The 14,635-nt window shown below is 57.2% G+C and carries 8 protein-coding genes; 5 read left to right on the top strand and 3 right to left on the bottom strand.

What is annotated here, in order from left to right; translation table 11 throughout:
* Positions 1-31: 31 nt before the first annotated feature.
* Positions 32-3,862, bottom strand: a complete 3,831-nt coding sequence (locus AC2FHW_RS07735; protein ID WP_496821731.1) for a beta strand repeat-containing protein — start codon at positions 3,860-3,862, stop codon at positions 32-34.
* A 212-nt stretch (positions 3,863-4,074) separates the two neighbouring features.
* Here AC2FHW_RS07735 and AC2FHW_RS07740 point away from each other — a divergent pair, with 212 nt between their 5' ends.
* Positions 4,075-6,126, top strand: coding sequence for a dockerin type I domain-containing protein (locus tag AC2FHW_RS07740; RefSeq protein WP_496821733.1), 2,052 nt, complete (start codon positions 4,075-4,077; stop codon positions 6,124-6,126).
* A gap of 12 nt (positions 6,127-6,138) precedes the next feature.
* On the opposite strand, the gene AC2FHW_RS07745 is transcribed toward AC2FHW_RS07740, so the two are convergent.
* Together AC2FHW_RS07745 and AC2FHW_RS07750 are read right to left on the bottom strand one after the other, a co-directional pair.
* Positions 6,139-7,455, bottom strand: a complete 1,317-nt coding sequence (locus AC2FHW_RS07745; protein WP_271948965.1) for an HlyD family type I secretion periplasmic adaptor subunit — start codon at positions 7,453-7,455, stop codon at positions 6,139-6,141.
* Positions 7,455-9,194 carry a type I secretion system permease/ATPase gene (locus AC2FHW_RS07750; protein ID WP_416383920.1) on the bottom strand — a complete coding sequence of 580 codons (1,740 nt, stop codon included), beginning with the start codon at positions 9,192-9,194 and terminating at the stop codon, positions 7,455-7,457. The genes AC2FHW_RS07745 and AC2FHW_RS07750 overlap by 1 nt, the downstream gene beginning before the upstream one ends.
* A gap of 426 nt (positions 9,195-9,620) precedes the next feature.
* Between AC2FHW_RS07750 and AC2FHW_RS07755 the strand changes: the two genes are divergently transcribed.
* From AC2FHW_RS07755 to argF, 4 genes are read left to right on the top strand one after another with little or no spacing between them, the layout of a single operon-like run.
* A complete protein-coding gene (locus AC2FHW_RS07755) occupies positions 9,621-11,027 on the top strand; it encodes a YfcC family protein (RefSeq protein WP_496676931.1) in 1,407 nt (468 codons plus the stop codon).
* A 9-nt stretch (positions 11,028-11,036) separates the two neighbouring features.
* Positions 11,037-12,374 carry an amino acid permease gene (locus AC2FHW_RS07760; protein WP_496821734.1) on the top strand — a complete coding sequence of 446 codons (1,338 nt, stop codon included), beginning with the start codon at positions 11,037-11,039 and terminating at the stop codon, positions 12,372-12,374.
* On the top strand, positions 12,371-13,600 hold the full coding sequence (locus AC2FHW_RS07765; RefSeq protein ID WP_271948956.1) for an arginine deiminase: 1,230 nt from the start codon (positions 12,371-12,373) through the stop codon (positions 13,598-13,600). The genes AC2FHW_RS07760 and AC2FHW_RS07765 overlap by 4 nt, the downstream gene beginning before the upstream one ends.
* 30 nt (positions 13,601-13,630) lie before the next feature.
* Positions 13,631-14,632: an ornithine carbamoyltransferase gene (gene argF / locus AC2FHW_RS07770; protein ID WP_142636395.1), complete on the top strand. Its 1,002-nt coding sequence runs from the start codon at positions 13,631-13,633 to the stop codon at positions 14,630-14,632.
* Positions 14,633-14,635 lie beyond the last annotated feature (3 nt).

Consider the following 14,635-nt stretch of genomic DNA (forward strand, 5'->3'; position numbering starts at 1 on the left):
CACCCGCGTAGGGTGGCAGCGTAGTCGAGCGTCAGGCACTGGCCCCGGTTGGATCGGTATGCAGAATATTGTCAGCAGTAAGCCCGCTGAGGTCATCCAATCCGGTGAAATGGGCCACCGTTTCGACTGTCGCCGCATCGGATGCGGAATAGTCGACCTTGACCAGCACACTGTCAGTTCCATCCGTAGCCAGGACATAGATCTCGTCACCTGCTTCGGCGCCGGTAAGGCTTTCGACCGCTGTCTCGATGGTTTGAGCAGTCAGATCGCTCAGCTCTGTCGTCAAGCCAACCACTCCGGTGTCCGCGCCTAGTGCATCCCCTACTGAAAGCGTTTCCACACCTGTTCCGTCGCCGCGCAGGCTGTCGACATCCAATCCACTGAACATGATCGCATCAGCGGTGTCAGTCGCGGGTCCAGTCGTGAAGCCAGTGATCGTATCAACGCCATTTGCTGTTGGGTCCGGCTCGAACACGACAATGTCCCGACCAGCACCTGAGACATCCACTGTGTCATCGCCGTCCTGGCCACGAATGACGTTGTCGATGTTGGTTGCAATCAATGTGTCGTCGCCTGACGTCCCGATCTGCAGCACCGATGGACCACCATCCGGAGTCGTCAACGTCAGAACAATCGGTTCAGAGGCATCTAGAACTGTCATCGTGAATGTGACGATGGGTTGGGACAGGTCGGAATAGGTGGTCGCCGCGCCAGCAAAACTGACGGCTGATCCACTCACCGGGTTCGTCAGGAACAAATCGAATGCCCCATTCTCGACATCTGATCCGGTGTCAAACGTCACCACTGAGGGATCGAAACCCAGTTCGGCTGTGATCGCCAGACCGCTGGACAAATCCGTATCAGGGTCTGCGTAGATTTCAAATGTGACTGTTGATCCACTTTGTCCGGCTTCAGTGATCACATAGGCTGCAGGTTCATGGGCCGTGTTTTCATCCGTAACTGGCAAAGGATCAGGGCCACCTGCCACAGATACCTCTGCGCCAAAGTCCAGATCATCCCCCGCCTCGACTGATGCAAAGGTCGCAACACTTACCAACAGTGTCCAGGTTCCGTCGGCACCGACCGTAGCGGTTCCGACTGACATGGAATTCAACGTCACATCTACAGCCTCGCCTGCGGCAAGGCCTATTGACGTGCCAGAGACAACGACTCCTGAATTTTGGGCGTCATTCAATGAAACGGCACCGTTTGTTCCGGTGTCATTGATTGTCAGGACAGGCCGGAAATCCGTGGCTAACGGGGTGGCGGCGGCGGTAGAGATGTTGCCGGCGGAATCCGTAACCGTCGCTGAAACCTGGAAGGTTGTGCTGTCTGCCAACGCTCCCAAGTCACCGGACGGAACGATTGCTGACCAGGTGCCACTTGAGGCGGTGCCTGTATAGGACTGCCCGTTCAGTGTGACTGTAACCGTTTCCCCATCGGCGGCATCCGTAGTCCCGGTGATCGTCAGGTCACTATCTTTTTCGGATACATCCAGCTCTGACCCGACCGAAAGAGGGTCGATGGTGACCGCTGGTGCTGTATAGTCTGTGTCAAAACTGGTTGATGTCGCTGTTGTGTTCCCAGCCGCATCCGAAGCAGATGCCTCGACATCGTAGGTTTCGCTATCCTGAAGTCCGGCCAAATCCGCGGCTGAGGCGGTATAGGTCCAGGACCCGCCCGTTACGGTCGCCGTGCCGGTGACGTCAACTGTGCCGTCCTGCCGAACGATTTCTACGGTCACAACCGTGCCATCTGCCGTATCAGAGGTTCCGGACACTGTAAGGTCGGTTCCTTGTTCCGCGGCGTTCATGACAGCCCCATCCGACAACCCGGTGATAGAGACCGCCGGTGCTGTGAAATCCGTTGTGAAACTGCCGATGGCCTGCAGGGCAGGGTTTCCAGCCGCGTCCGAGACATCTGCGGTAACATTGACGGTTGCTGCATCGGACAAGGCAGCAAGATCTATCGCCGGGACGGTCGCCGACCAGGTACCGCCAGAGGCGGTTGCGGTGTAGTCCTGCCCATTCATGGAAACGGTTACGGTTTGACCATCCTCAGCGTTCGTTGTTCCAGAGATTGTCAGATCAGTGCCCTGTTCGGCTGCATTCATGACAGCGCCGTCGGAAAAGTTGTCGATGCTTACAGTCGGCGCGGTGGCATCTTTCGAAAGCGGGACACTTGCCTGCGGTGCAGATAGGCCGTCTGTGTCAAGCACATCCGCCGTGATCGTGAAATCGCCCCCATCTGCCAGCGATGCAAGATCGCTTGCAGGGACGGTGACGCTCCAACTGCCGCCGCTGACTGAACCGGTGTAGGTTTGTCCATCCAGGGTGACTGTCACCACCTGGCCGTCCTGAACATTTCCTGTTGTGCCACTGATGGTCAGGTCGGAGGCGGTTTCGGCAGCGTTGATGACCGCGCCAACTGACAATGGCGCGATATTCACCGAGGGTCCCGTCAGATCGACCGGAACCGAGGCGGTGACCGGTACCGATGGGTTTCCTGCCACATCATCTACGACAACACTTACCGTGGCCGGAATTCCGGTGGAAAGCGAGCCGAGGTCGCCGCTGGGTATGGTGACACTCCAAGTACCGCCTGACACGGTGCCGGTATATGCTTGGCCATCGAACGTCACAGTGACCGTCTGACCGTCTGTGGCGGACGTTGACCCGGACACAACCAGATCAGAGCTAATGTCCCCCAGGCCGATCGAGCCGCCAGAGACCGGATCAAGCGTGATCGTTGGAGCGCTAAAGTCTGTGTCAAAGCTTGCGCTTGTCTGTACCGCCGGATTACCCGCGCGGTCGTCGACATCGGCAGTCACTGAAACGGTCACCCCGTCAGGCAGGGCGGCCAGGTCTGTGGCTGGCACGGTAACACTCCAGTGGCCGCCGCCATTCACTGTCCCAGTATAAGTCTGCCCGTTTACAGATACCGTTACTGTTTGACCTCTCTCGGCGTCAGAAGTGCCCGAGATTGTAAGATCAGTCGCTTGCTCGGCGGCATTCAGAATGGCCCCGACCGAAAAGCCCGTAATGCTGACCGTCGGTGGAAGAGTGTCCACATCAAATCTTACCGTTTCGACCGATACTTCCTCACCCGCTCCATCCAGGTTGCGGACGGTGACTGTTGTCACACCTTGAGGAAGGCTAGCCGCCTCAACCGCCGTAAGGGAAATACTCCAACTGCCATCTGGATTGGGCGTTGCCGTCTTGGTCAGTGACCCGATTGTCACCTCGACCGTTGTGGTTCCGGTCGGTGCCATCAGGTTTGCGCTGGCGCTGTTCAATGCGTTCGCTTGCAGACCAGCAAGGTTCAGGCTTTGGATATCCGGCGCGGGCGCCGGAGCCTCGTCATCTCCACCGCCACCGCCACCACCTCCTCCTGCTGCGGCTGCACCCGCCAGACCAAGGCCCCCCAAAACAGCACCGGCGCCGCTAACGCCGCCAGCGGCTGCTGCGGCTCCCCCGGCTTCGGCGGCCAGTGCGAATTGCGCGATTTCCGCCGCCGCATCTTCGGCAATCATGATGGAGCCGCCATCCAGGATATGAACATTCTCTGCCGAGACCAAAATCGTGCGCCCATCTTCCAATTTGAGGAGAACATCGCCATTTGCCAGCAGCTTTGCGCTGTTAACGCCGGGAATCGCATCAGCGAATTGGAAGGTGTCCAGTTCTTCGGTCGTGGCCTGTGCCAACGCAGGAAGGGCAAGCAAGGCCGAACTTAGACTGCCTGCGATACCGCGCCCGACCCAGCGACGCATTTTGTTGCCGATCCACTTGCGTATCTGTTGCCGCTGACCCGCATCGGGCCGGGTACTTGCAGGATTGCGTGTCATATCAGGTGTTTTGGTCATCTTGCCCTCACATGCTGTTTCCGCGCTGAAATCATGGGCAGCGACGTTTTGTTCATGTGTGTTGCCCATCGGATGTTCATGCGGTCGGACCAGAAAAAATTGTGTTAAACTGAAACCGAACTCCTCGTTTTCACCACAATCCCGCTTTGGTATTGGACCGGGCATCAGATCATCCTGTTCAAGAGCCAGATTTTGGCGTGGGGTGATTTGGTATGATGCTTCAGTTCGGCGGAGTAGTTGCAACAGGGAGCGCAGCGCTCGATTCAGGTATCGGCGATACGGCTTTAGAAACGTTTAACGGGGAAACGTATCTGTACAGCCTGACCGGACAGGGAGGGGGCATTGTTGTATGGCACCTCGTCGAAGGCGCGGTTCCCCAGCAGCAAGACATAGAATATTTCAGTGGTACAATCTTGGGCACAGTTGGACGTTCCGGGGTAACGGTTTCTCTGTTGGGGGGCGATCACATCGTTCTGGATGTCAGGTCCGCAGCCGGCCTTGTCAGCTACGAAATCCTTCCAGACGGATCTATCGGAGAATTACAGGAAACCGGGACCCTGAGCGGTGGGGGTGGCTATTCGGCCTTAGTGCAGGTTTCCTTTGGATCGGTCGACATTCTGGCCGTGGCGCAAGAGGGCAGCGGGTTGATTTCGACCTATACGGTCGGCTCAGACGGCTCACTGACCTTTTCGGGGGCCGTTGCAGGTCAGGCCGACTCGATCAAGACCGCTAAGTCCGGGTCGGATCAATTTGTCGTCGCAACCGACGCCACCAGCAATTCGATAACGACCTATTTGGTGGACAGCAGCGCGGCAACCTTGAGCCTCGCAGATTCCGGCGATGGGGTCTCGACCTTGGGCATTGGCGCCCCAACGGCCGTCGAAATTGTGCAGGCGCATGGCCATTCCTGGGTCATCGTTGCTGGCAGCGAAAGCAACACGATCAGCGTCATGGAGCTGTCTGGTGATGGCCGGTTGATACCCACCGATCACGTGCTGGATACACTGAATACCCGCTTTGAATCGGCTCAGGACCTGGCCGTGGTCGAAGTGAATGGTCAGGTGTTTGTCGTGGCCGGGGGAGGCGATGATGGGGTGACACTGTTTACCCTGACACCGGATGGTCAACTGGTCTATCTGGACAGTTTTGCCGATACGTTGAGCACCGGGCTGCAAAATGTCGAATCGCTCAGCGTGGCCCATGTCGGGGACGAAATTCAGATCTTTGCCGCCTCACAAGAAGAGGCCGGGTTAACGCAGCTTACTTTTTCGGTCGCTGACCTGGGTATCGCCGCGGACGGTTATGGGACAGTCACTGGCACCGCGCAGAACGATATGCTCAGTGGCAGCATCCTTGATGCCACTCTACTTGGCGGCGGCGGCGATGACATCCTGATTGCGGGGATTGGGGCCACTATGATGACCGGCGGTTCCGGGTCTGATATCTTTGTGATGCAGACCGGAACCGCGATGACAACGATTACCGATTTTGAAGTCGGATCGGACAGGCTGGATCTGTTTGACTATCCATTCCTGCGCTCACCTGGACAGCTCACTTTTACGTCCACCGCGCAAGGTGCGCAGATCGGGTATCTGGATAATGTGGTTCAGGTGTTTTCGGCGTCAGGTGCTCCGCTGACCAGTTCAGATGTCTTTGGCGCCGGATTTGGCGGGCCAGACCATATTCCGTTGGATTTGAACGGTTTGGGCGGGCTCGACCCGGACAGTTCGGCAGGCATTCAAGGGAATATTACCATTGATTCACAAGCTGCAAATCCCGGTCTGTCAAACGCTGAAATACGTTTCACCCCGGACGGAGGCGGCACGGTTAGTGTCCAAGCCGACGATGAAGGGAGGTTCGATCTGGATCTGCCTTCGGGCACATTTATCGGTGAACTGGATATCATAAAGTCCTATTCGGCTGGGACCGGCGAGATCACGGCCTTGGACGCATTGCAGGTCTTGCGGCTTTCTGTGGGACTGGACCCGACATGGGGGCAGGCAGCACCGGAAAACCTAATTGCAGCCGATATCAATCAAGATGGCCTCATCAACGCTCTGGATGCGCTGACTATCTTGCAGATCGCCGTCGGATTGCCCACAGCGCATGAGGCAGAGTGGGTGTTTCTGGACGCAGACGCTGATTTGTCGGGGATCACAAGTTCAAACGTGACCTACGAAACCGGTGTCGATGTCGTCGCGGTAGACGGAGTGATCACGACTGACATGACTTCGATCCTGTTGGGCAATCTCGAAGCGGTTTAAAGACGACGGAATCTATTCCCGGAAGGCCCTGTTAAAGTAATCGGCCATCGGTTTTATCAGATATGAAAACGGGGATCGCTCGTCCGTCTTGATCATCGCTTCGACTGGCATGCCGGGTACAAGACGTTGCCCGTTCAGGCGCTCGATCTGGTTGGCATCAGGTAACATTTCAGCGCGATAAAATGTGTGTCCGGTGTTCTCATCAGTGAACGTATCGGCAGAAATCGTGACAACATGCCCTTCGATTTCGGGGGTTTCGCGTTGGTTGAAGGCGGGAAATCGCAGGAGGGCGGGCTGCCCAATATATACTTGGTCCACATGAATCGCATCTACGCGAGCGGCAATCAGCAGAGGAATTTCCTGTGGTACGACATACATCATCGGTTCTGCCGGCTGTACAACCGAATGCAGTGCAAATACCTGGCTTCCATAGACTGTACCGGAAACCGGCGCTCTAATATCCAGCCGCGATAGACGAACAGCCAGCGAGAGCCTGCGTTCAGACAGTTCCGCGATTTTCGATTGCGCATCGCGTAGGGCGGTGATTGCTTCTTCGCGGCGTGTCGCCTGCAGTTCTACAATCTTGATCTCGGTTGCCGCGATTTGGCCTTTGAGCCGCGCGGCAGCCGCTTCGAGCCTGCCTATTTCACCTGTCAGGCTGGCTTCTTCGCGTTGCAAGGCGGATACCCGACTGGCTTGTGTCAGGCCGCGTTGAAGCAGGCTTTGCTGGTCCTGCAGCTCCTCCTGTATCAGATCGACCTGACGGCGCAGCGAGACCAGTTGCGCCAAGGTGCCCTCGATCTCGCTTTCTATCTGAATGCGTTGCTTGCTCAACTGCTGAGTCTGCTGATTTAGGGTATTCAGACGTGCCTCGAACAGGCGTTGCTGGCCGGCGATCAGCTCAGGGTCAATGTCTTCTTGTTTCTGTACGTCGTTCAGCGCGGATGTCAAAACAGTCAGATCAGTGCCATCGCGTTCGGCCTGAAGCCGTGCCTTTCGGACGAGTAATTCAAACAGCTGCGCCTCAACGATGGTCTTTTCCGAGGTCAGAAACGTGTCATCCAGACGTAACAGAATGTCGCCGCCGGTGACGGAATCACCGTCGCGCACAAAAATCTCGCCGACCACGCCACCGTCTGGATGCTCGACTACCTGGCGGTTGCTTTGAACTTCGATGACGCCCTGCGATACAATGGCGCCTGCCAGCCTGGTCTGCACCGCCCAAAAGCCCAACCCGCCGATTAAAATAGCCAGTGCGAGAAACCCGACCAGAGCAGGAAATGTAATGCGCCAAACAGGGCGCGTATCATTATGATTGGGCTTTTGCATTACTCACCCACCCGTGCCAGACCTTTTTTGATCGCATTTGCGTTCTGAACCATGGCGCTTAGCACCTCATCGCGGCTGCCGGATTTCACGACCTGGCCATTTTCAACAACAGCAAGATCGTCGCATTCCGAAATGGCCTGTGGTCGGTGCGTCATGATGATGGCTGATTTGCCCGCGGCCTTCAGTTCTCGGATAGCGGTGTTCAATGCCTCAGTGCCATCAGCATCCAGAGCCGAGTTCGGCTCGTCCAGGATCAGCAGGACAGGATCTCCATACAAAGCGCGCGCCAGAGCAATACGTTGCTTTTGGCCACCCGACAGTTGACTGTCATTGCCTTCCAGAAACGTGTCGTACCCCTTTTCCAATGTCAGGATCAGGTCATGAGCCTTGGCTTTCTTGGCTGCAGCGATGACCGCTTCCGAATCCGGGTTTTGGGACATCCGGGCGATGTTTTCGGTCACTGTTCCGTTGAACAAAGTGACTTCCTGCGGCAGATAGCCGATGTGTTGGCCCAAATCATCAGTCCCGTATTGATCCAGTGTAGCGCCTCCAAGCCTGATTTCGCCAACGGCCGGTTTCCACAATCCTAACAGGGCCTTGGCAAGCGTGGATTTTCCTGACCCGCTTTTGCCGATCACGCCCAAAGCTTTGCCCGGTTCTAGTTTCAGTGAAACGTTCCTGAGTGTCGGTAAATCGGCGCCGGGTGGTACAACGGTCAGTCCTTTGGCGATCAGGCGCGCATCTGGTACAGGCAATTTGGTCCGGTCCGGCTCGGGCGGGGTGGTGTCCAGGAATCGGTTCAGTGAAATCCACGCAGATCGCGCACGCTCCACCAATGCCCATTGGCCCACCGCCTGCTCGACCGGGGCCAATGCGCGCCCAAGCAGGATGGACCCTGCAATCATTGCCCCAGGGGACAGTTCGTTTCTTAAAACCAGCAAAGCTCCCAATGCCAGCATGGCAGATTGCAAGAACAGCCGCATCGACTTGGTTAATGAGGTAAAGCTTCCGGTCCAATCGCTGGCCGAGATGGTCTGTCTCAGCGCATCGGTCCTCTGGGTCAGCCAGCGTTGCGAGATGTCGTGCTGCATTCCTTGCGAGCGGACAACTTCTGCGGCTTGTCTGGCATGTTCCGAGAATGAGCCTGCCCGCGCCGAGGCCTGCTGTGCAGCGGCAACCTTTCTATGAGTGAGCGCCTGATTAAGCAGAGCGATGACAATCAGGATCGCGCCACCCGCAACCGCAAGCCATCCAAGCATCGGGTGGAATAGGAAGATTGCTGCCAGAAAAACCGGTGTCCAGGGGATATCCATTACGGCCAGCAAAACAGGTGAGGAACACAGGTTCTGGATTGCCTCAAGGTCGCGCAAGGCAGTGGCTGGGGCTGCACGGGCCTGCGGAACAAGAGATTTTCGCAGCGTTGCCTCGAACACCCGCTCGTCCAGTTGCGACTGGAACCTCGCTCCGAACCGCGCAACGATACGTCCTCGCGCAAAATCCAGCATGGCCATAAGGCTATATAATAGAGCGACAATCAGAAACAGCGCCGTGAGGGTTTCAACCGCCCGAGAGGCAAGGACCCGGTCATAAACCTGCAGCATGAATAAAGGCCCCGTCAGCATCAGCAGGTTGACAAAGATGCTGAACAGGAAGGCCAGTGCCAGAAATGACAGCCCCTTGTTGCGCACCTTGCGCAACTCATGTCTGGCAGGCAGGGACCTGGGAATTTCAGAGCTCACGTTGTTAGCCTTGGGTTACTGTTCGATACGGGCATTTGCGCCTTAATTTCTTGCACATTAGCCTTTGGTAAGCCTAATGCAAATGTGCGACTTACCGGTTCAGGGAAATGGGCTGATATGTCAACATGATCACCACAGTCTCAAGCGGGTTTCTGCCAGACTGGGGCGATGGATCGCAAGGTGCTAACCGCTGCACTCAGATGAGCAACTTACGATCTGTAGGAAAGCAAAAACTGACGAACCTGAATCCGGCGTCAGCCTGAATTCTATTGATGCAGGTCAATGCGCAGCGCCAGCGAATGGCGTTCATGTAGAACCGTTCAGGTCGCCTCGGGGTCATTCATCCTTAGAAATCTCATATTGAGACTGTATGAAGAGACCGGAAGTTTCGAAACCCAATCTCAGCTCTTTTAGGAGTTTGATGACATGAAGCTCAAGTTTCCAACTGCATATACAATTCTGTTTGCGTTGATAGCACTGGTCGCCATTGCAACCTGGTTTGTTCCCGCTGGCCAATATGACCGCGTCGCTAACGAAGCCCTGGGACGCGATGTTCCGGTACCGGGCAGCTATCAGGTTGTCGAGCCCAATCCGCAGGGGTTCTATGATGTCGTACTGGCCCCTATCGGGGGGTTCTATGACCCTGTCAGTTATGAAGCGCGGGCGATTGATGTTGCACTTTTTGTGCTGGTGATTGGCGGTTTTTTGGGAGTTGTAACGCGAACCGGGGCGATTGACGCCGGGATTGCGCGCGCAATGGTGCGTCTGAAGGGGCGCGAGAAATGGATGATCCCCATCTTGATGGCCTTCTTTGCTGCGGGGGGCACAATCTATGGCATGGCCGAAGAGTCACTGGCTTTTTACGCGCTGATCATCCCAGTGATGATTGCCGCGCGCTATGACGCGGTAGTGGGTGTGGCCATCATCATGCTGGGGGCGGGGGTTGGCACGCTGGGATCGACGATTAACCCGTTTGCCACAGTCATCGCCTCGGATGCGGCGGGGGTGCCCTTCACCAATGGCATAATGCTGCGCTTTGCGCTGTTGCTGGCATGCTGGTTGGCTTGTGTGGTTTTTGTCATGCGATATGCAGCCAAGGTCAAAGCCGATCCGGATCTGTCCTTCGTTGCCGACAAGCGCGAAAGCAATGAGGCGCATTTCCTCAAAGGTGGCCGCACGGGCGGTGAAGCTCCGACCTTTACGAGTATGCATGGGCTGATCCTTTTGATCTTTGCGGCCAGCTTTGGCGTGATGATCTGGGGTGTCGCGGCAGGAGGCTGGTGGATGGCCGAGATGTCCGGCCTGTTCATTGTGTCCTCGATAGTCGTGGGATTGATCGCACGGATCGGGGAAGAGGAGTTCACCTCGACCTTCGTTGACGGTGCCCGGGATTTGCTGGGCGTTGCGCTGGTGATCGGGATCGCACGCGGGATCGTAGTGGTCATGGACGCAGGAAGCATCACAGATACCATTTTGTATTGGGCCGAAGGTGCCGTGGATGGTTTGGGCAAAGTGGCCTTTATCAATGCGATGTTCGCCTTGCAGGGGCTGTTGTCCTTCCTCGTCCCGTCATCCTCGGGCCTGGCGGTTCTGACCATGCCGATCATGGCGCCGCTAGCAGACTTTTCCGGCGTAGAACGGTCCTTGGTCGTGACGGCCTATCAGTCAGCCAGCGGTTTGGTGAACCTGATTAACCCCACCTTTGCGGTGGTCATGGGCGGGCTTGCCCTGGGGCGTGTGCCCTATGAACGCTGGCTCAGGTTCATTTGGCCGCTTTTACTGATCCTGATCGTCATCATCATGGCCGGGCTCAGCCTTTCCGCGTTGGCATGAGGTCGCATTATGCCCACCGACACCCGATCTAAACCCAAAGGAACCCTTGGGTTCTGGATGTGCACCGCGCTGGTGGTGGGCAATATGATCGGGTCCGGTATTTTCCTGCTGCCGTCTTCTCTGGCCGTGTTCGGGCCAATCTCGATGGCGGGATGGGTTCTGACCGCAGGTGGCGCGATTGTGCTGGCCCTGATCTTTGGTCGGCTGGCGCGATTGTCTTCCAATACCGGCGGGCCATACGCTTATGCGCGCGAGGGCTTTGGTGATTTTGCCGGTTTCCTGATTGCTTGGGGCTATTGGATCGCGCTGTGGTCTGGGAATGCCGCCGTTGCCGTCGCCTTTGCTGGCTATCTCAGCTTTATGGTGCCCGCCATTGGGGAAACTGCGCTCGCGGGATTGGCGGTCTCACTTGGTGCGATTTGGCTGCTCACCTGGGTCAATCTGCGCGGCGTTCGGCAGGCCGGGATTGTGCAAGTGGTGACCACGGTGATGAAGCTGGCCCCGCTGCTGGTGCTGATCCTGCTGGGACTGTCCCATGTCCAACCGGCCAACTTCCGGCCGGCCAACCTTAGTGGAATGTCGAACATATCGGCGATCTCGGCCTGCGCGGCGTTGACGCTTTGGGCCTTTGTGGGGCTCGAATCCGCAACGGTTCCGGCGGGCGATGTCAGGAACCCTACCAAAACGATCCCTCTTGCGACGATTGTCGGAACCTGTGTTGCCGCATTGGTCTATATCGCCACGACCTATGTGGCGCTTGGGGTGGTGCCATCCGGCACGCTGGCCGGAAGCAACGCACCGCTGGCGGATGTTGCGCATGTGATGTGGGGGTTTGGCGGTGCGGTATTCATCGCGGTCGGGGCCTGCGTTTCGACCTTCGGCACGCTCAACGGATTTGTGCTGCTGACCGGGCAAGTGCCACTGGGCGCGGCGCGTGACGGGTTGTTCCCGGCCGGTTTTGCCCGGGTGTCACGGACTGGTACGCCGGCATTTGGCCTGATCTCCTCAAGCCTGCTCGCCAGCGCTCTGATCGCTATGAACTATACCCGATCCCTGGCTGAACAGTTTGAATTCATCATTCTGTTGGCCACCCTATCCACGCTGGTTCCCTACCTGCTGTGCGCAGGTGCCGAGATTATGATCCGCGCAAAACGCAAAGAACGCACCTGCCTGCGACCGCAGGCCTTTGTGCTGGCGGGTCTCGGTTTTGTCTATTCATTCTGGGCGATCTTCGGCGCTGGAAAAGACGTCGTTTTCTGGGGCGTCCTGTTGCTGTTGGCTGGGTTGCCCATCCATGTCTGGCTGCGTTGGCAGTCCGGCGCGATTACATCAAAGGAGATATCATGACTGGATTTGGCGCACATTCCGAGATTGGGAAACTTCGAAAGGTGATGGTCTGCGAACCGGGTCTGGCCCATTCCCGCCTGACCCCCGGCAATGCGGCAGAATTGCTTTATGACGATGTTCTTTGGGTGCACAAAGCCCGCTCTGACCATGCCGATTTCCGCATGAAGATGGAGGATCGCGGGGTTCAGGTTTTAGAATTCCAGACGCTGCTTGCAGAAACGCTGAAGGACAAGGGAGCCCGTAATTGGGTTCTGGACCGCCGCATTACCGAAAATCAGGTGGGCGTCGGTATGCTGAATGAGCTGCGCGGCTGGTTGGATGAGATGGCGGCCAAGGATCTGGCCAGATATCTGATCGGCGGCATCGCGGTCGAAAATATGCCGTTCAAACCCTCAGGTATGTTCGGCAGCTATCTGGGGCCATTGGGCTTTGTGATCCCACCGATTCCAAATACGCAGTTCACTCGTGACAACAGTTGCTGGATCTATGGCGGCGTTACGGTCAACCCGATGTACTGGCCGGCGCGGCGCCCCGAAACCCTGTTGGTGACCGCGATCTACAAGTTCCACCCCGAGTTCCGCGACGCAGATTTCGAGATCTGGTGGGGTGACCCAGACACGGATCACGGCGCGGCCACGGTCGAAGGCGGTGATGTCATGCCCTGGGGCAATGGCAGTGTGTTGATCGGCATGGGCGAACGTACCAGTCCGCAGGCGGTTGGTCAGGTTGCCCGCGCTCTGTTTGCCAAAGGCGCGGCGGAGAGGGTTGTTGCCTGTCAGATGCCCCGCAGCCGCGCGGCTATGCATCTGGATACAGTGTTCAGCCATTGCGACCGCGAGACCGCGACTGCCTATGTTGATGTCTGTAACGACATCCAGTGCATCAGCCTGCGCCCCGGAAACAAAGAGGACACGATCGACTTCCGGCGCGATGACAAACATCTGTTCGATGTGGCCGCCGAATGCCTGGGGATCAAATCTCTGAACATCGTGCAGACAGGCGGAGACGCATTCAATCAGGAACGCGAGCAGTGGGACGACGGCAACAACGTGGTGGCGTTAGAGCCCGGCGTGGTCGTTGCCTATGACCGCAACACCTATACCAACACGCTGCTGCGGAAGGCGGGGGTCGAAGTGATCACGATCTCGGGCTCGGAACTGGGGCGCGGACGCGGCGGCGGGCATTGCATGACCTGCCCGATCTGGCGTGACCCCGTTGATTATTGAACCCGATTACTGAAAAAAGGAGATTGACCAATGGCATTTAACATCAAAGGCCGCAGCTTTCTGAAACTGCTCGATTTCGACCAGCGTGAGCTGCGTTATCTGCTGGACCTGTCGCGCGATCTGAAGCGCGCAAAATATGCGGGGTCTGAAATCCAGCATCTAAAAGGCAAGAACATCTGCCTGATCTTCGAAAAATCCTCGACCCGGACCATGTGCGCCTTTGAAGTGGCCGCGATGGATCAGGGTGCCGGTGTCACCTATCTTGGGCCCTCGGGGTCACAGATCGGGCATAAGGAAAGCATGAAGGACACTGCCCGCGTGCTGGGCCGCATGTTCGACGGCATTGAATATCGCGGTTTTGGGCAGGAACTGGCGGAAACTCTGGCCGCCAATGCGGGCGTGCCGGTCTATAACGGGCTGACCGATGAGTTCCACCCGACCCAGATGCTGGCCGATCTGCTGACCATGCAGGAATATGGAGAAAAGCCCCTGCATGACATCAAATACGCCTATGTGGGCGACGGGCGGTCCAATATGGGCCATTCGCTGATGATCGCGGGCTGCATGATGGGGATGGACGTCCGCATCGCCGCCCCACGTGATCTGTGGCCGTCCGACGAATTCCGCGGTCCGGCAGAAGAAGCCGCCGCGCGTTACGGCGCGACGCTGACCATCACCGATGATCCTGCGGCCGCCGTGGATGGCGTGGATTTCATCCACACCGATGTCTGGGTCTCGATGGGCGAAGCACCAGAGGTCTGGGACAGCCGGATCAAGCAGCTGACCCCCTATCAGGTCAACAGCGCGTTAATGGCAGCGGCAAACAATCCAAACGTCAAATTCATGCATTGCCTGCCCGCCTTTCACAATACCGAGACTAAAGTGGGCGAAGACATCCACGAGAAATTCGGCATCACCGAAATGGAGGTCACCGAAGAGGTATTCGAAAGCCCCGCCGGTATTCAGTTCGAACAGGCCGAAAACCGAATGCACACAATCAAGGCCGTTCTGGTCGCCACTCTGGGGGCCTGAGTC

It is taken from the genome of Ruegeria sp. YTSA108, from assembly GCF_059610185.1.

Bases quoted from the DNA above. Each gene is read 5' to 3' on its own strand.
- AC2FHW_RS07740 (WP_496821733.1), top strand. From the start codon at position 4,075: ATGATGCTTCAGTTCGGCGGAGTAGTTGCAACAGGGAGCGCAGCGCTC.
- AC2FHW_RS07765 (WP_271948956.1), top strand. From the start codon at position 12,371: ATGACTGGATTTGGCGCACATTCCGAGATTGGGAAACTTCGAAAGGTG.
- AC2FHW_RS07745 (WP_271948965.1), bottom strand. From the start codon at position 7,455: ATGCAAAAGCCCAATCATAATGATACGCGCCCTGTTTGGCGCATTACA.
- AC2FHW_RS07755 (WP_496676931.1), top strand. From the start codon at position 9,621: ATGAAGCTCAAGTTTCCAACTGCATATACAATTCTGTTTGCGTTGATA.
- AC2FHW_RS07735 (WP_496821731.1), bottom strand. From the start codon at position 3,862: ATGACCAAAACACCTGATATGACACGCAATCCTGCAAGTACCCGGCCC.
- argF (WP_142636395.1), top strand. From the start codon at position 13,631: ATGGCATTTAACATCAAAGGCCGCAGCTTTCTGAAACTGCTCGATTTC.
- AC2FHW_RS07760 (WP_496821734.1), top strand. From the start codon at position 11,037: ATGCCCACCGACACCCGATCTAAACCCAAAGGAACCCTTGGGTTCTGG.